Raw genomic sequence first — 16,991 nt, forward strand, 5'->3', positions numbered from 1 at the left:
GGCGTTGCAGGTTTAAACGGGCTTTGCCGGTCCGGAGGGCAGGCAGTGCGCACGAAGGGACGAAACCAGGCACTATGGCGGTAGCGGTGGTCCCAGAGAGAGGAGTTCTGGTGGACGAAAGCGACCACCAGACCGATACTCCCGTGTCGTCTGACTGGACTCCTCCCACCTGGGAGGAAGTGGTGCGGACTCACTCCGCACGCGTGTACCGGCTCGCCTACCGGCTCACCGGGAACGTCCACGACGCAGAAGACCTCACCCAGGAGGTCTTCGTACGGGTCTTCAGGTCGCTGTCCAGCTACCAGCCGGGCACCTTCGAGGGCTGGCTGCACCGGATCACGACGAACCTGTTCCTCGACATGGCGCGGCGCAAGCAGCGCATCCGGTTCGAGGGGCTGGCCGACGACGCCGCGGAACGCCTGCGCGGCCGTGAGCCGTCACCGGCGCAGGCGTTCGACGACGCCCATCTGGAGCCCGACATCCAAGCCGCCCTCGACGCGCTCGCACCCGAGTTCCGGGCCGCGATCGTGCTGTGTGACATCGAGGGCCTGTCGTACGAGGAGATCGCGGCCACGCTCGGCGTCAAGCTGGGTACGGTCCGGAGCCGTATCCACCGGGGCCGGGCGCAGTTGCGGGAGGCGCTCGACCATCGGGCCCCCCGTAACACCCAACTCCCCCCGACCGTGATCCGTGGGGAGGAAGTCTGACATGGCTCATCTTGGAGAACGTGTTTCCGCGCTCGTCGACGGCGAGCTCAGCCATACCGAACGCGAGCGCGCGCTCGCCCACCTGACCTTCTGCGCCGATTGCAGGAGGGAGGTCGAGTCGATGCGGGCGCTGAAGTCGCGCCTGCGGTCGCTCGACGGCCCTTCCATGCCGGCCGACCTGACGATGTCGCTCCTGCGGATGGCCGAGCCCGGAGGGCCGCTGCCGCCGAGGGAGCGCCCTTTCCCGGCGCGCACCTTCGGTGGGGTGCCGATCCCTGGGCCGCATACCATCGCGCCCCTCGACAACCGCCCGCGCCGCGATGGCACGGGCGGGGTCTCGGGCCCGGGGCGGGGAGCTAGGCGTCGCTCCACGTACGTCGCCGTCGGGGTGGTGTCGGCGGCCGTCGCGCTCGGCACGTTCTTCGCGGTGTCGGGCACGGGGCAGCACAACCCGGCCCCGCCGGTGGAGCTGTTCGAGCACAAGTCCCGCGCGACGGCTCCCTCCGCTCCCGCGACGCCCTCGTCGGCCGCCTCCACCGTCGCACCGTGAGAGCGGCTCCTGCCTGGAATACTCGGATGGCGTAGTCGCCGGCGTCAGGGGCATACGATCTGGGTTCGGGAATTGTTAGTGACAAATCTTTACAAATCCCGAATGTCGCTGAAGCCAGGATTGCGGTGGCCGAGCAAGGAGTGGTGAGACCTACATGACCGACGAGACGCGCCCCACAGAAGGACGCACGCCGTCGGACAACCCGGAGCCGCAGGGGCGCCCCGACTTCCTGCCCGCCGGCGAGCCGGCCGAGCCGCAGGAGCACCGGGTCGAGCCGCCCGCCTCGTTCGGCGGCACGCCGTGGGGCGACCCCTCGGGCCGCCCCACGGAGAGCCACGGGGCGCCGCCCTATGAGGGCTCGCACGAGAGCATGCGCGAGAGCATGCGCGAGGGCTCGTACGAGGGGCGTCCCTCCGGTCATGACGCGCCGCGCGAGGCCCCTTCGTTCGGTCCTCCCGCCGACACCATGGTCACCCAGACGGGCCCGGCCTACGGCCCCCGGGCCGACGACGTCCCCGGCGGCGGCGCCTTCGGCCCGCCGTCCGACGGCGCTCCCGGCAACCCCGGCGGTCCCGGCTTCGGGTCCCCAGCCGACGGCAACCCCGGCGGTCCCGGGGGTCCCGGCTTCGGGTCCCCAGCCGACGGCGGCCCCGGCGGCCCGGTCCACGGTCCTCAGGGTGACGGTGGTCCGGCAGCGTCCGGGCCGTCCTTCGCGGCGCCGGGCGGCCCCGTCTTCGGCCATCCCTCCGACGGCGGCCCCGCCTTCGGGCACCCCTCTGACGGCGGCCCGGTCTTCGGGCACCCCTCTGACGGCGGCCCGGTCTTCGGGCACCCCTCCGACGGCGGCCCCTCGTACGGCGCACCCGGCATGCCGGGCGGCCACTCCAGCGCCCACCCGGGCAACGGCGGCACGCGCGTCTACGAGAGCCCGTTCGGCGGCCACGGCTTCGGCGGCACCCCGCCGCCCCCTCCGCGCCAGGCGCTCGGCATGGGCCCCGGCTGGGGTCCGCCGCCCGCCCACGCGCCCGCTCCCCGGCGCGGCCCCGGCACGGGCGCGCTGGTCGTGCTCGCCCTGGTCATCGCGGTGGTGTCGTCGTCGCTCGGCAGCGTCGGCACGTACCTGCTGACCAGGTCGCCGAGCGACCGCGACCCGTCGTACAGCCTCGGGCCGGTCCCGACGGCGGCCACGAACCGCGCCCCCGACTCCGTGGCGGGCGTCGCGGCCAGGGTGCTGCCCAGCGTCGTGTCGCTGGAGGTCGGCAACACCACCAACACCGAGGGCGCCACCGGCTCCGGCTTCCTGATCAAGAACGGCTACGTGGTGACGAACAACCACGTCGTCGCGATGGCGGCCAAGGGCGGCGAGATCCGCATCGTCTTCAACAGCCGCAAGAGCACCACCGGCCGCATCGTCGGCCGCGACCCCGGCTCCGATCTCGCCGTGATCAAGCCCGAGGAGACGTTCGGCACGCCCGAGATCACCCTGGGCAACTCCGACCAGGTGGTGGTCGGCGACCCGGTGATCGCCATCGGCTCGCCCCTCGGCCTGTCCGGCACGGTCACCACGGGCATCGTCAGCTCGCTCAACCGCCCGGTCATCGCGGGCGACGAGAACGGCGCGAGCACCGAGGAGCCCGCCTACATCAGCGCCATCCAGACCGACGCCGCGATCAATCCGGGCAACTCGGGCGGTCCGCTGGTGAACGGCAGGGGCGAGGTCGTCGGCGTGAACTCCGCCATCGCGACGCTGAGCCGTTCGGTGAGCGGTCAGAGCGGCAGCATCGGCCTGGGCTTCGCCATCCCGGTCAACCAGACCCGCAGGGTCGCCGAGGAACTCATCACGACCGGCCGCGCCAAGCGTCCCAAGATCGGCGTGGTGCTGGACAAGGACTACAAGGGGCAGGGCGTCCGCATCGCCTCCGGCGCCGTGGAGGGCCGCCAGCCGGTCGACGCGGGCGGCCCGGCCGACAAGGCGGGGCTCAAGGCGGGCGACGTGATCCTGGAGATCGACGGGCTGCGGCTGCAGGACAGCAACGAGCTGATCGCGCTGATCCGCAGCAAGGCGCCCGGGGCGAGGATCGCCATCAAGTACCAGCGCGCGGGCCAGGAGCACAACGCGACGCTGGTCGTGATGGCCGACGAGACCCCGGCTCCGACCCCGTCCTGAGTGGTATGACCGGGAGGGGACGACCGACCCATTCCCGGCAGCCCTTACTCTGGGGTGTGGCCGGGGTCGTCCCCGGTGCGTTGGACCGGCGGTAGGAGCTCAGGGTGTTCGGACTCGGCTGGATGGAGATCGGGGCGCTGATCGTCATCGCGCTGCTCGTCTTCGGCCCGGATAAGCTGCCCCAGGCCGCCAGCCAGGCGGGCCGCACCCTGCGCAACCTGCGCAGGATGGCCAACAACGCCCGCGACGACCTGCGCGCCGGGCTGGGGCCCGAGTTCTCCGACTTCGACCCGGCCGACCTCAACCCGAAGAACTTCGTCCGCAAGCACCTCCTCGACGACGTGGAGGACGACTGGAACGGCAGGCCGAAGCCGCTGGAGCCGGTCGTCGCGGAGCCGTACACGCCCGAGCCGCCCGACGCGCTCGGCTACGGCGAGATCCCGCCGTACGACTCCGAGGCCACCTGACACCAGCCGCCGCCTGACCGCGGCACCCCGGAAGAACGAGAACGGGCCCGCCTCCCCGGAGGGAGAGCGGGCCCGACGCTGCCTGCGGCAGTCTAGCGGCGCGGCGCCAGACCGAGCTGCAGGCCCTTGATGCTGGACGACCGCTTGCTCAGCCCGGCCGCGATCCTGCGCAGCTCGGCCGCCGCCGGGGCGTCGGGGTCGGTGAGCACGAGCGGCTTGCCCTCGTCGCCGCCCTCGCGCAGCCGCATGTCGATCGGCACCTGGCCGAGCAGCGGCACGCGGGCGCCGAGGATGCGGGTCAGGGCGTCGGCGACGGTCTGGCCGCCGCCCTCGCCGAACACGGAGATGCGCTCGTCGCAGTGGGGGCAGGGCAGCCACGCCATGTTCTCGATGACGCCCGCGATCTGCTGGTGGGTCTGCGCCGCGATCGAGCCGGCCCGCTCGGCCACCTCGGCGGCGGCCATCTGCGGCGTGGTCACGACCAGGATCTCGGCCGACGGCAGGCGCTGCGCCACGGAGATGGCGATGTCGCCGGTGCCCGGCGGCAGGTCGAGCAGCAGCACGTCGAGGTCGCCCCAGTAGACGTCGGCGAGGAACTGGTGCAGCGCCCTGTCGAGCATCGGGCCGCGCCAGACGACCGGCGTGTTGCCCTCGGGCTTGAACATGCCGACCGAGATGACCTTGATGTCGTGGGCGACCGGCGGCATGATCATGTCTTCGACCTTGGTGGGCCGCTCGGCCGCGCCCAGCATGCGGGGCACGCTGTGGCCGTAGATGTCGGCGTCGACGATGCCGACCTTGAGCCCGTTGGAGGCCATCGCGGCGGCCAGGTTCACGGTGACCGACGACTTGCCGACACCGCCCTTGCCGCTCGCCACGGCGAAGACCCGGGTGAGCGAGCCCGGCTGGTTGAACGGGATCTCCTTCTCCGGCCCACGGTCGCCCCTGAGCTTGGTCTGGAGGGTCTTGCGCTGCTCGGTGCTCATGACGTCGAGCTCGATGCGCACGCCCGTGACACCGTCGAGCCTGGAGACCGCGGTCGTGACGTCGCGGCGGATCGTGTCCTTCATCGGACAGCCCGCGACCGTGAGGTACACGCCCACGGTCACCGTCCCGTCCGGAGCGATGTCGACGCTCTTGACCATGTCGAGGTCGGTGATCGGGCGGCGGATCTCGGGGTCGATGACGGTGGCGAGGGCGGCCGTCACCTGTTCCTGGGTTGGTGCCATCGAAGTCTCGGCACGAGGGAGTGCCGTCCCTCCTTAGTCATATATGAGGATGCCCCTCCATGGTATGAACCAGCGGCGGGGCGGAACTAATCCACGCTGTAAAGGTGTTCGCGCAACGTTCTAAGGTTACTTGGTGACTCTTCTGCACGACGAGGGCCTCACCGTCGAGGAACTGGCCGTCTGGCGGATGCTGCAGCGCGTCCAGGCGCGCATCGCCCGCCACCTGGAGGCAGACCTGCTCGACGCCCACGGCCTGCCGCTGGCCTCGTACGAGGTGCTCAGGCAGCTCGCCGAGGCGCCGGGGCGGCGGCTGCGGATGAACGACCTCGCCGAGCGGGTCCTGCTGACCCGCAGCGGGCTCACCAGGATGATCGACCGATTACAGCGCGAGACGCTGGTCACCCGGGAGGCGTGCCCGAGCGACGCGCGCGGCCTGTTCGCGGTGCTGACCGACCGCGGCGCGCAACGTCTGGCCGAGGCCACGCCCACCTACCTGCGCGGCGTCAGGACGCGGTTCCTCGACGCGCTGGGCGGCGACGAGGTCGGACGCATCAAGGACCTGCTCCACAGGCTGGGCGGCCCCGACGCAGGCCACGCGTGAACGGCGTGGGTCAGCGGCGCTCCCTCAGCTCCTCCAGCAGCTGGGCGAGCTCCGCGCGCAGGTAGTCGCGGGTCGCCACCTCGCCGAGCGCCAGGCGCAGCCCCGCGATCTCGCGGGTCAGGTACTCGATCTCGGCCTGGTTGCGCTCGGCCGACTCGCGGTCCTGCTCGTACTGGATGCGGTCCCTGTCGCTCTGCCGGTTCTGGGCGAGCAGGATGAGCGGCGCCGCGTAGCTCGCCTGGAGCGACAGCATGAGCGTGAGGAAGATGAACGGGTACGGGTCGAACCGCAGGTGTTGGGGCGCGCCCATGTTCCAGACGACCCAGACGGTCACGAACACCGTCATCCACACGATGAAGCGCCCGGTGCCGAGGAAGCGGGCGATGCGCTCGGAGAGCCGGCCGAACGCCTCGGGGTCGTAGTGCGGCCGCAGTGTGCGGCGCAGCTCCCTCGGCTGGTCCAGGCGTTCAGTCGTCATGGGCGGCCCCCTCGCGCCAGTTCTCCGGTAGCAGGTGGTCGAGGACGTCGTCGACGGTGACCGCGCCCACGAGCCTGCCCAGCTCGTCCACGACGGGCGCGGCGAGCAGGTTGTAGTTGGCCAGGTACGACGTGACGTCGGGCAGCCTCAGGTCGGGCCTGATGGGGTCGATGGAGGAGTCGATGGCGTTGCCGACGAGGGTGGACGGCGGCTCGCGCAGCAGCCGCTGGAAGTGCGACACGCCGAGGTAGCGCCCGGTCGGCGTCTCGGTGGGCGGGCGGGTCACGTAGACCTGGGCGGCGACGGCCGGGCTGAGGTCCTTCTGCCTGATGTGCGCGAGCGCCTCGGCCACGGTCGCGGTGGGCGGCAGGATCACCGGCTCGCTGGTCATCATGCCGCCCGCGGTGTCGTCGGGGTAGGTCAGCAGCCGCCGCACGGGCGCGGCCTCCTGGGGCTCCATGAGCGCGAGGAGCTGCGCCGCCTGCTGCTCGGGCAGGTCGTGCAGGAGGTCGGCGGCGTCGTCTGGCCCCATCTCCTCCAGGACGTCGGCGGCGCGTTCGGGTTCGAGCGTGCCGAGGATGCCGATCTGGTCGCCGGGCGGCAGTTCCTCCAGCACGTCGGCGAGCCGGTCGTCGGCGAGGGCGCGGGCGATCTCGACGCGGCGCTTGCTGGGCAGCGCGTGCAGCGCGCTCGCCATGTCGGCGGCGCGCAGCGTGGCGAACGAGGCGATCAGCCCGGCCGCGCCCTGGTCCTTCTGCAGCGTGTCGAAGCCGGACGCCTCGCGCCAGTCGACGACGCGCCTCTCGCGCCGTCTGCCCTTGTGCACCGCCACCTTGGTGATCTCCCAGGTGGACGGCCTGACCTCCTCCATCGCGACGTCGTAGACGGTCATGGGTTCGTCGTCGACGTGGACGGTCATGTCGAGCATCTCGCCGATGACCAGCGTCTCGGTGGCGCGCTGCTCGAACCTGCGCATGTTGAGCCGTCCGGTGAAGACCACGGAGCCGGACTCGATGCGCCGGACGCGGGTGATGGGCAGGAACACGCGGCGGCGCGGCTGCACCTCGACCACCAGGCCGTGCACGTTCGGCCTGCGGCCGATGAGCAGGCCGACCACCACGTCCCTCACGCGGCCGATCTGGTCGCCCGCGGGGTCGAAGACCGGGGTCCCCGCCAGGCGGGCCACGAAGATCTTCACATTCGCAGGCTAACAGTGCTGTGACGTTGCGCTGCGGGTGCCAGGCATGTCAGTATCAAAAGTATTTGACGGTGATTACGGCTCTGGTGGTGTCCGGATGAGGTACGCGGGCTTGGCCCTCGCTTTCGTCTCCTCGTGGTGTTTCGCGTTCTCCGGCCCCATGGCCAAGTACCTCATCGCCGCCGGGCTCGCGCCCATCGAGGCGGTGTGGACCCGCATGGCCGGCGCCGGGCTGCTCCTCCTCGCCGTGCTGGCCCTCGTGCGGCCACGGGCACTGCGCGTCCCGAGGTCCAGGCTGCCGTTCTTCGCCCTGTACGCCGTGGTCGCCGTCGCCGGGGTGCAGTCGCTCTACTTCGTCGCGATCACCAGGCTGCCCGTGGGCATCGCGCTGCTGCTGGAGTTCATGGCGCCCGTCATGGTGGTGGCCTGGGTGCGGCTCGTCCGCAAGATCAGGCTGGCCGCCGCCGCGTACGTGGGCGCCGTCGTCGCCGTCGCCGGGCTGGCCATCGTCGTCGAGTTCTGGCAGGGCATGCGGCTGGACGCCCTCGGCCTGCTGCTCGGCCTGCTCGCCGGCGCGTGCTGCGCCGGGTACTTCGTCATGAACGACAGCTTCGGCGACGACGTCGACCCGCTCGGCCTCATCGCCTACGGGATGGCCGGGGCGGCCGTCGTGCTCCTGCCGTTCTCGCGCCCGTGGAACATCCCGTGGGACGCCTTCACCGTCGCCGTCACCCCGTCGGACGGCGCCGCGACCCTGCCCGTCGCCGCGGCGTACCTGTGGATGGTGGTCGTGGCCACCGTGGTCGCGTACATCCTGGGCGTCAACGCGGTGCGGCGGCTGTCGGCGGCCGTCGGCGCCACCGTCGCCTCGCTGGAGGTCATCGGCGGCGCCGTGGTGGCCTGGGGGCTGGTCGGCGAGACGCTGGGCGTGTTCCAGATCGTCGGCGGGCTGCTCGTGCTCGCCGGCGCGCTGCTCGCCCAGACCGCGACCGCCTCCGCCGCGCCCGTGCCCGCCGCCGCCGACTTGGAGGAGGCGGTCGCCCGGCCCTGACCAGCCCCTACGGGAGCGGGTCGAGCCTGACGACCAGGCTGTCGCGGGCCCAGCGTTCGGTGAGGTGCTCGCTGTCGGCCGCGTTCAGCCGTTCCTTGGCCAGCGCCGCCACCGCGCCCGGCTCCGCCGCCTGGTCGACGCGCGACACCGCCGCGTCGAACTCCACCAGCCTGGCGCCGTTGTCCTTGCTCCGCAGGGTCACCCGCACCCGGTCGAGCGCGTCCAGGCCGGGCAGCTCCTGCTCGCCGCCGCCCGCCACCAGGTAGATCGCGCCGTCGTGCCAGACGTGCCAGGCGAGCCGGGGCCGGTCGAGAGTCAGCCACAGGACGCCCGACTTCCTGGCGCCCTCCTCCACCACCGCGCTGTCGTCACCCACGGCTCAGAATCTAGCCCAGGAAGGCCGGGCAGTACCGTGTGCGCATGCGCTCACGACGTTCCATCCTCGCCGTCCCGGCCAGCAACCCGCGCTTCCTCGAGAAGGCGCAGACCCTGCCCGCCGACGAGGTGTTCCTCGACCTGGAGGACTCCGTCGCGCCGCTGGCCAAGGAGGAGGCGCGCGGCAACGCGGTGACCGCGCTGCGCGAGGGCGACTGGTCGGGGAAGACCGTCGCCGTCCGCGTCAACGACCTCACCACCCAGTGGACGTACCGCGACGTCATCGAGGTCGTCGAGGGCGCGGGCGACAGGCTCGACTGCCTGATCATGCCCAAGGTCCAGGACCCCACCGAGGTCGTCTGGCTCGACACCCTCCTCACCCAGATCGAGAAGACCATGGGGTACGAGGTGGGCCGCATCGGCATCGAGGCGCAGATCGAGAACGCGCGCGGGCTGGTCAACGTCGACGCCATCGCCGGGTCGTCCCCGAGGCTGGAGGCGCTGGTGTTCGGCCCGGCCGACTTCATGGCGTCGATCAACATGCGCACGCTCGTGGTGGGGGAGCAACCGCCCGGCTACACCGAGGGCGACGCCTACCACTACATCCTCATGCGGCTGCTCATGGCCGCCCGCTCGCACGACCTGCAGGTGATCGACGGGCCGTACCTGCAGATCAAGGACGTCGAGGGGTACCGGCGGGTGGCCGCGCGGGCCGCCGCGCTCGGCTTCGACGGCAAGTGGGTGCTGCACCCGCTCCAGGTGGACGCGGCCAACGAGGTGTTCTCACCCTCCCAGGAGGATTACGACCACGCCGAGCTCATCCTGGAGGCGTACGAGCACTACACGACCGTCGAGCGGCGCGGCGCGGTCATGCTGGGCGACGAGATGATCGACGAGGCGTCCCGCAAGATGGCCCTCGTCGTGGCCGCCAAGGGGCGCGCCGCCGGGCTCGGCCGGACGAAGACCTTCACCCCCTGACCGTCCCGCCCCGGGGCCCCGGCCCCGGGGCCAAGGGGCGGGCCGTTCGCGAACGCATGCGCGCGGGGCGGACAGAATGGGGAGATGCAGGAGAACCCCGGAGCGCAGGGCCCGTACGGCGATCGGCCGGACCAGCCACGGCCCCCGTACGGCGATCGGCCGGACCAGCCACGGCCGCCTCATGGCGATCGGCCCGAGCACCCGCAGGGAGGCCCGCAGCAGCCTCACGGCGATCAACCGGCGTACCCTCCGGCCGGGCCGCAGTACCCCTACGGGGGGCCCGCGCCGTGGCCGCACGGGCCCTACGCGCCGCCGCCCGCCCGGCCCTCCTGGTACCTGCCCACGCCCGGCGGCGCCCGGTACGACCACCTGGCCAGGACCACGGCCTCCCAGCCGTGGCGGGCGATCGCCGGCACGGCGCTGGTCGGCGCCGCGTTCTTCGTCGTGTCGTTCGTCGTCCTCACGGTGGGCGTGGTGGTGGCGGCGATCCTCGGCATCCCGGCCCCGCTGGAGGCGGACCGGCTCTTCGGCGACCCGGTGTTCGGGCTGGTCGTGCTGCTGCTGTCGATCGCGGCGGTGCTGCCGATCGTGTTCGGCACGGCGGCGCTCGTCCAGCGCAGGCGGCCGGGCACGCTCTCGTCGGTCGAGGGCCGGCTGCGCTGGGGGTGGCTGGCGTGCTGCCTGGGGGTGGCCGTCGTGGCGCTGGTGCTGGGCCAGGCCGCCCAGGTCCTCACGTTCATGGCGACCGGCGGGGAGTACGGCGACGTCTTCGGCTGGGCCGGGTGGCAGGCGTTCCTGCCCGCCCTGGTCGTGATCGTGCTGCTCGTGCCGTTCCAGGCCGCCACGGAGGAGTACCTCTTCCGCGGCTGGCTCATCCAGGCGGCCGGCGTGCACCTGCGCGACCCGGTCTGGGCCGTGGTCGGCGGCGCCGTGCTGTTCACCCTGCTGCACGGCTACACCGGGGCCGGCTCGGTGGACGTGTTCGTGTTCGGCGTCGTGGTGGGGTGGCTGACCGTCCGCACCGGGGGGCTGGAGGCGGCCATCGGGCTGCACGTCGTCAACAACGTCGTGGCGTTCGGGCTGAGCGCCGCCGCGGGGCAGCTGGAGAAGTCGCTGCAACAGGGGGCGGTTCCCTGGCAGGCGCTGGCGGGGACGGTGGTGCAGCTCGGGGTGTACACCTTCGGTGTGCTTTATCTAGCGAAAAAAAGGTCAATTCGCACTGTTTCTCAATAAATCGGGCGGATGGTGTCAGGAATCTCGCTAGAGAGGTCTCGCCAATCCGGCTCGGGCATGCTGGTCTGGACTCTGTGGAACGGCGAGGGTGCTGCGGAGGTGATCACTCCTGCGTGACGGGGTACGAGTAGGCCAATGTGACACGCCCTGATTTAGTCGCATGGAGGCCGAAATAAGCGCATAAGGGTGGGTGGGGTCCGTGGAACGGTCCGCGCGGCCGTGCTCCCATGCCCCCGACGGGGAAGCGGCCCGCCCGCCGGTGCACGAGTGCACCCATTCCCGCAAGCGACGTCCAGTTCGACCAGTTCGACGAGGAGGTACGGCGCGTGGCCTCCGGCCCCAGCGAACCGCCACGGCGACCGCCGGGTGACGACGAGCCGCGTCCCGAGGGCGCGTCAGAACCCCACCATGAGACCCGCCACGAGGACACGGCCGACCCGCGGATCCCGCACGAGCCCAGGATCCGCCACCGCCCGCCCGGCCCCACCGACGACCGGGCGCGCGGCTTACCCGTGACCTCCCCCTGGGGGATGCCGCCCTTCACCGCGCCGATCCCCGAGGAGGAGCAGCCCGAAGCGCCCAAGGGGCGCAGACCGTACAGCTCGCCGACGGCGGAACCCGAGACGAAGCCCAAGCCGAACCCCGAGGCAGGGCCCGACGCAGGGCCTGGGACGCGGCCCGAGACAGCGTCTGAGGCGGGGCATGAGGCGGGATCTGAGATGGGGCATGAGGCGGGGCCTGAGGCGGGGACGCTCCGCCGCCCCCGCCGGATCGTCAACCGGCCCGACAAGCTCGTCGCGAGCGGCCCTCCCCGCCCCCACCCCACCCCCGAGCGCTCCGCCACCCCGCCCGAGCCGGAACCGCACACCACCGACCGGCCGGCGCCGAACCCCGGTGCTCCTGGCTCCGCCTCCGACGAGCCCGGCGCCACCCCCTGGAGGCTTTCCGGCGAGGACGTCCAGTCTCCCCGAGAGGCCGTGTCCGCCGAGGAAGAGTCCGCCGAGGAAGAGTCCGCCGAGGAGGCGGGCGGCGGGGAGGACGAGCCCGTACGCCGGGTCGGCAGGCCCCCCGGAGGGCGGCCGACGCGTCCCGACCTCCTCGTCGCCTCCGGGCCGGCCAGGCCGACGGGCGCACTGGGCAGGCACCACCGCGGCCCCGCGCCCGCCGCCCTGCGCAGGTCCAGCCCCATGCGCAGGGGCAGCAGGGCCGTACCCGTCACCCTCAGCGTCGTCCTGGCCCTGCTTCTCGTGGCCGGCGTGCTGGCGTGGCGGTGGACCGCCTCCGACGGCCCCGGCCTGCGCCTGGCCGCCGGCACCGGACGGTCGGGCGACGAGCTGTTCACCGTCCCCGCCTCCGGCGACGGCACCGAGCAGAAGCTCAACGACATGGCCTCGGCGGGCCGAGCCGTCGTGGCCGTGGGCAGCGACACGACCAGCCCGACGCCGCGCCCGCTCTTCCTGTTCTCCCCCGACGGCGGCAGGACGTGGCAGCTCGGCCAGGTGACCGGCACGACCACGCCCACCGTGCAGCGGGTCGTGGGCGGCGGCGGCCGGTGGCTGGCGAGCGGCGGCGACGCCATGGGCGTCGAGCACGGCCTGTGGACCAGCGCCGACGGCTTCAGCTGGGCCGCCGTCGACCAGGCGGGCCTGGCGGCGTTCAGGACGGGCGACGTGGTGGCCGACATCGCGCGGACGGCCTCCGGCTTCGTCGCGGTCGGCAGGTCGGCGGGTGAGGACGGCCGGGCCGTCCCGGCCGCCTGGCGCTCGTCCGACGGGCGCTCCTGGGAGCGGGTCGAGACCAGGGACCTCGGCGTGGGAGAGATCTCCGCCGTGGTCGCGAAGGGCGACACGGTGGTGGCCGTGGGCCGGCCCGTCCAGGGCGACGGGGCGCGCGTGCTGCGCTCGTCCGACGGCGGCGGGCACTGGCAGGCCACGGACTTCCGGCTCCCCGGGGCGATCCCGCGGCCGGGGACGCTGGCGGTGCTGCCCAAGCGGTTCGTGCTCGTGCCGGCCAGGCAGCGCACGATCTCAGGGGACGTACCTGTGTACTGCTCGCCCACGGGCGCGCAGTGGTCGGCGTGCGGGTCGATCGGCGGGCTGGGGGCGGAGAGCCCCGGCGTGGAGACGCTGGTGTCGTACCCGTCCGGCGTGGCGGCGGTCAGCCAGGCGGGGCTGGGGACGTACACGGTGCTGGCCAGCTCCGACGGGCGGTCGTGGAGCAGGCGCGCCGACCTCGGCGGGCTGACGGGGGCGACGCTGCGCGGGTTCACGGTCTCCGAGTCCGGCACGCTGTTCGCGGCGGGCGACCAGGCCGCCTCGGACGTGGACAACCAGGCGGTGCTGCTGTCGGCGCCTCCGCGCGGGGCGGCGGCGCGCGTCCCGCTGGACAAGGTCGAGGGGCTGACCAGGATCGCCCGCGAGACCACCCGCCTGGTCGCCTTCGACAGCAGGTACGTGGCGGTCGGCTCGGCCTCGGGCGACGCCGGGCTGTGGACCGTCGAGGACTGGCGGAGCTGGAAGGCGATGAGCCTGGGCGGCGCGGGCCGTCAGACCCTGGAGGACGTCACGCACGGCGGCCGGGGCTGGCTCGCGGTCGGCGGCACCGAGTCGGGCACGGCGGTCACCGACCCGCTGCTCGTCTCGTCGGCGGACGGGGAGAACTGGAGGCGGGTCGCGGCCACCGGCGACCTGGCGCGCGAGCGCGACCACCCGTACCTGGACGTCCGCGTGGCGGTGGCGGGCAAGGCGGGGGGCAAGGAGGGCTACGTGCTGGCCGGGGAGGACAGGGACCGTTCCGGCGCGGCGCGCGCGGCCGTGTGGTTCACCCCTGACCTGCGCGAGTTCACCAGGTCGAAGAAGCTGCCGCAGGGCGGCTCCGGGGTGCGCGTCCACGACGCGATCGCGTTCGGCGACGGCTACCTGGCCGTGGGCGGCGCGGGCACGGGCGACCGGGAGAGCACGGTCGTGTGGTTCTCGGAGGACGGCGTGAACTGGGCGGCCCGCCCGCGCCTGGCCCCCGAGGACGCGACGTCGGCAGGGCTCCGCAGGATCGTGTCCTACCAGGGCAAGCTGGTGGCGATCGGCACGGCGGTGGCCGGCGGCGCGCGCCGTCCGTTCGCCGCGGTCTCCGACGACGGCGCTCGTACCTGGCGCACGGCCTGGCTGCCCGCCGACCGCGCCGCGGCCGTGTACGACCTGGCGGCGGCCGGGCAGGGCCTGGTGGCGGTCGGCTGGCACGGCGAGCAGGGCGACGGCGACAGCGCCGCCTGGACGTCGCAGGACGGCCTGTCGTGGAGCCGCATGGCGCTGACCGGCGACCGCCTGGCGGGGCCCGGCATGCAGTGGCTGAGCGCGGTGGCGGTGTCGGGCAGCGAGGTGGTGGCGCTCGGCAGGTCCACGACGTACGACAGCGACCACATGATCCTGTGGACGTCGAGCCTGTCCGCCGGCAGGTGAACCCGGGGCGCCGGCTCAGCGGGGCAGCACACCCCAGGCGGTCAGCGCCTCGGCCAGGCCCTCGGTGAGCGGCAGCTCCGCCAGCTCGCCGGGGGCGCACCAGCGGGCCTCGGCGGCGTCGTCGGCGGCGGCCAGGGTGCCGCCGGTGACGGTGGCGAGGTAGTCGCGGATCACGTACGTCACGCCGCCCGGGCCGGGACGGTCCACGCTGCCCGCGAGGCGGCCCACCTCGACGCGCAGGCCGGTCTCCTCCAGGACCTCGCGGCGCAGGCCCTCGGCGTCGCTCTCCCCGGCCTCCAGCCGGCCGCCGGGGATCGACCACAGCCCCTCGCCGGGCGGCCGTCCGCGCCGGATCAGGAGAAGCCGGTCGAAGGCGTCGAAAATAATCGCGCCCACACAATTTACGTGCACATGACCAAGATTACGACCTGATAACCGGCCGTGCCCTTGACGGGGCGCCGCCCGACGACGCACCGTGGGTAGCTGTGAGAGCGGCACCAACCTGTCCACGGTGTTTTGGCCCGCTTCACGGGCCCAGCGCCTGGTCGAGCGCCTGGCGGTGCGACACGCACGGCGACGTCCTGCCGTACCAGCCCCCGCTTCCGCCCTCCGGCGCCGGCCTGGAGGCGGTGCGCAAGAACGCCGTCGTCCCCGTCTGGCTGCCGTGGCCGCTGCCGTCCGGCTGGCTCGTCACCGGCTTCGGCGAGGTGGGCGACGAGCGCACCGGCGCGCGCGCCAGCGTGGTGGCCCTGTCAGGGCCCGCGCTCGTCGACGGCCCGGCCGACATGCTCGTCATCGCCGAGGAGCCCGGCGTGGGCATCGGCGCCTCGTTCGCCGGGCTCGCCGGGCCCGACCCCGGAGACGGGTTCGACGCCGGCCCGCCCAACGCCAAGATCGAGGTGCTCGGGCACCCGACCGCCCTGTGGGTCGTGCACGGCTCGCCCGACAGGGCCGTCTACGCGGGCGAGGCGCTCGGCAACTGGCTCTGGGTCATCGCCTGGCCCCCGGAGGCCGGCTGTCTGATCGCGCTGGCCGAGCTTTCGCTGTTCGACGCCCGTGATCAGGATCTGGATATTCCATACGGTGCCTTCTCCCCGAGGCTGGAGGGCTAGGATTCTGCACTGCCTCCCCCAAATGGCTTCTTGGGGGAGTAGTGTCGGTGAGCAAATTCTTAGTCGAGGCGTTCGTCACGATGTTCGTGATCATGGACCCGCCCGGCATCATTCCCCTGTTCCTGGCCTACACCGCCGGCCGCACCCCCGAGGAGCGCCGGAGGATCGCCTGGCAGGCGGCGCTCACCGCGTTCTGCCTGGTCGTCGTGTTCGCCATGTTCGGCAAGGCGATCCTGACGTACCTGCACGTCGAGGTGCCCGCGATGCAGATCGCGGGCGGCGTCCTGCTCCTGCTCGTGGCGCTGGAACTGCTCCGCGGCACCAGCGACCCCCGGGCCAGCCCCGTGCGGTCGAAGGTCAACGTCGCGCTCGTGCCGCTCGGCACGCCGCTGCTCGCCGGGCCGGGCACGATCGTCGCCACGATCGTGTTCGCCCAGCAGGCCGACGGCAAGCCGAACGCGATGCTGATGCTGCTGGGGGCCGCCGCCGTCGTGCACGTCCTGCTCTGGCTGTCGATGCACTTCGCGGTGACCATCATGCGCGTCATCAAGGAGAACGGGGTCGAACTCCTCACCAGGATCGCCGGGCTCCTCCTCGCGGCGCTCGCGGTGCAACTCATGCTGAACGCGATTCGTTCTCTCACCCGGACGGGCTAGAGTTCGGAGGCGTGACAGCGCGTATCGAACGAGTCGTGACCGAGGGCGTCGTCGAGATCGACGGCACCGAGCACAAGGTCGAGAACAACACCTGGATCGTGGGCGACGACGACGAGGTGATCGTCATCGACGCGGCCCGTGACGCCGACAAGATCCTGGAGCAGGTCGGTGAGCGCGAGGTGCTCGCCGTCATCTGCACCCACGGCCTGCCCGACCACGTCGCGGCGGCCATCGAGGTGGCGAGCAGGGACGAAGCCGTGGTGGCGCTCCACCCGAAGGACAAGCCGCTGTGGCGGGAGACCTGGTCCGAGACCTGGCCCGACATCGACATGGAGGACGACGGCGCCTTCGGCGTGGCCGACGTCCAGCTCGACGTCATGGAGACGCCCGGCGTCACCCACGGCGGCGTCTCGCTCTACTGCGAGGCGCTCGGCGCCGTCTTCACCGGCAAGACGCTGCTGGCCGACGGCCCCGGCAAGCTGGGCGGGGAGTACCCCGCGCTCCCCGACCAGCTCACGTCGATCGGCGGGCGGCTGTTCACGCTGCCGGGCGAGACCCGGGTGCTGGCCGCCCACGGCGACGAGGTGACCATCGGCGACCTGGAGCCGCACTTCGACGAGTGGGTGTCGGGTTCGCTCACGCGCGCCCACGACGCCGGCGGCGGCGACGACGCCCCGCTGGCCGACGGCACCAAGATCTCGGGCATCACGCTCTCCGCCGCCGACGACGACTAG

The 16,991-nt window shown here is 72.7% G+C and carries 17 protein-coding genes; 12 read left to right on the forward strand and 5 right to left on the reverse strand.

All coding sequences use genetic code 11. From position 1 onward, the window contains the following. Positions 1 to 74 precede the first annotated feature (74 nt). From sigE to BMX74_RS02775, 4 genes are all read left to right on the forward strand, one after another. Entirely contained in the window at positions 75 to 707 is a 633-nt protein-coding gene (gene sigE / locus BMX74_RS02760; protein ID WP_055508435.1) for an RNA polymerase sigma factor SigE, read from the forward strand. Position 708: 1 nt separating this feature from the next. Continuing rightward, positions 709 to 1,257, forward strand: a complete 549-nt coding sequence (locus tag BMX74_RS02765) for an anti-sigma factor family protein (protein ID WP_091097956.1) — start codon at positions 709 to 711, stop codon at positions 1,255 to 1,257. Positions 1,258 to 1,411: 154 nt separating this feature from the next. Continuing rightward, positions 1,412 to 3,424 carry a S1C family serine protease gene (locus BMX74_RS45325; protein WP_091097958.1) on the forward strand — a complete coding sequence of 671 codons (2,013 nt, stop codon included), beginning with the start codon at positions 1,412 to 1,414 and terminating at the stop codon, positions 3,422 to 3,424. Positions 3,425 to 3,528: 104 nt separating this feature from the next. Continuing rightward, a complete protein-coding gene (locus tag BMX74_RS02775; protein ID WP_055508441.1) occupies positions 3,529 to 3,891 on the forward strand; it encodes a sec-independent translocase in 363 nt (120 codons plus the stop codon). Between the two features lie 92 nt (positions 3,892 to 3,983). On the opposite strand, the gene BMX74_RS02780 is transcribed toward BMX74_RS02775, so the two are convergent. Beyond that, positions 3,984 to 5,120 (reverse strand): Mrp/NBP35 family ATP-binding protein, encoded by a 1,137-nt coding sequence (locus BMX74_RS02780; RefSeq protein WP_055508443.1) that lies wholly within the window; start codon positions 5,118 to 5,120, stop codon positions 3,984 to 3,986. A gap of 133 nt (positions 5,121 to 5,253) precedes the next feature. Between BMX74_RS02780 and BMX74_RS02785 the strand changes: the two genes are divergently transcribed. Further along, entirely contained in the window at positions 5,254 to 5,721 is a 468-nt protein-coding gene (locus BMX74_RS02785; protein ID WP_055508445.1) for a MarR family winged helix-turn-helix transcriptional regulator, read from the forward strand. A gap of 10 nt (positions 5,722 to 5,731) precedes the next feature. On the opposite strand, the gene BMX74_RS02790 is transcribed toward BMX74_RS02785, so the two are convergent. Then, on the reverse strand, positions 5,732 to 6,199 hold the full coding sequence (locus BMX74_RS02790; RefSeq protein WP_055508447.1) for a DUF1003 domain-containing protein: 468 nt from the start codon (positions 6,197 to 6,199) through the stop codon (positions 5,732 to 5,734). Further along, positions 6,189 to 7,397 (reverse strand): magnesium transporter MgtE N-terminal domain-containing protein, encoded by a 1,209-nt coding sequence (locus tag BMX74_RS02795; protein ID WP_236715093.1) that lies wholly within the window; start codon positions 7,395 to 7,397, stop codon positions 6,189 to 6,191. The genes BMX74_RS02790 and BMX74_RS02795 overlap by 11 nt, the downstream gene beginning before the upstream one ends. Before the next feature lie 112 nt (positions 7,398 to 7,509). Here BMX74_RS02795 and BMX74_RS02800 point away from each other — a divergent pair, with 112 nt between their 5' ends. Further along, positions 7,510 to 8,448: an EamA family transporter gene (locus BMX74_RS02800; RefSeq protein WP_256256743.1), complete on the forward strand. Its 939-nt coding sequence runs from the start codon at positions 7,510 to 7,512 to the stop codon at positions 8,446 to 8,448. A gap of 7 nt (positions 8,449 to 8,455) precedes the next feature. On the opposite strand, the gene BMX74_RS02805 is transcribed toward BMX74_RS02800, so the two are convergent. Further along, on the reverse strand, positions 8,456 to 8,824 hold the full coding sequence (locus BMX74_RS02805) for a hypothetical protein (RefSeq protein WP_091097962.1): 369 nt from the start codon (positions 8,822 to 8,824) through the stop codon (positions 8,456 to 8,458). Between the two features lie 44 nt (positions 8,825 to 8,868). Here BMX74_RS02805 and BMX74_RS02810 point away from each other — a divergent pair, with 44 nt between their 5' ends. The 3 genes from BMX74_RS02810 (at position 8,869) to BMX74_RS02820 (ending at position 14,489) form a co-directional block, all read left to right on the forward strand. Beyond that, positions 8,869 to 9,801 (forward strand): HpcH/HpaI aldolase/citrate lyase family protein, encoded by a 933-nt coding sequence (locus BMX74_RS02810; RefSeq protein ID WP_091097964.1) that lies wholly within the window; start codon positions 8,869 to 8,871, stop codon positions 9,799 to 9,801. An 84-nt stretch (positions 9,802 to 9,885) separates the two neighbouring features. Next, entirely contained in the window at positions 9,886 to 11,034 is a 1,149-nt protein-coding gene (locus tag BMX74_RS02815; protein ID WP_055508453.1) for a CPBP family intramembrane glutamic endopeptidase, read from the forward strand. A gap of 719 nt (positions 11,035 to 11,753) precedes the next feature. Continuing rightward, the gene (locus BMX74_RS02820; RefSeq protein ID WP_091097966.1) at positions 11,754 to 14,489 is read left to right on the forward strand and encodes a beta propeller repeat protein; all 2,736 of its coding nucleotides are present in this window, start codon (positions 11,754 to 11,756) and stop codon (positions 14,487 to 14,489) included. Positions 14,490 to 14,504: 15 nt separating this feature from the next. Here the strand turns inward: BMX74_RS02820 and BMX74_RS02825 are convergent, their stop codons facing one another. After that, on the reverse strand, positions 14,505 to 14,900 hold the full coding sequence (locus tag BMX74_RS02825) for an NUDIX hydrolase (RefSeq protein WP_218153847.1): 396 nt from the start codon (positions 14,898 to 14,900) through the stop codon (positions 14,505 to 14,507). Between the two features lie 74 nt (positions 14,901 to 14,974). Between BMX74_RS02825 and BMX74_RS02830 the strand changes: the two genes are divergently transcribed. From BMX74_RS02830 to BMX74_RS02840, 3 genes are read left to right on the forward strand one after another with little or no spacing between them, the layout of a single operon-like run. After that, positions 14,975 to 15,601, forward strand: coding sequence for a DUF6758 family protein (locus BMX74_RS02830; RefSeq protein WP_055508459.1), 627 nt, complete (start codon positions 14,975 to 14,977; stop codon positions 15,599 to 15,601). A 47-nt stretch (positions 15,602 to 15,648) separates the two neighbouring features. Continuing rightward, positions 15,649 to 16,257, forward strand: a complete 609-nt coding sequence (locus BMX74_RS02835) for a MarC family protein (RefSeq protein WP_236715096.1) — start codon at positions 15,649 to 15,651, stop codon at positions 16,255 to 16,257. 11 nt (positions 16,258 to 16,268) lie between these two features. Further along, positions 16,269 to 16,991: an MBL fold metallo-hydrolase gene (locus BMX74_RS02840; RefSeq protein WP_091097972.1), complete on the forward strand. Its 723-nt coding sequence runs from the start codon at positions 16,269 to 16,271 to the stop codon at positions 16,989 to 16,991.

This window comes from Nonomuraea pusilla, assembly GCF_900109355.1.
Taxonomy (GTDB): domain Bacteria; phylum Actinomycetota; class Actinomycetes; order Streptosporangiales; family Streptosporangiaceae; genus Nonomuraea; species Nonomuraea pusilla.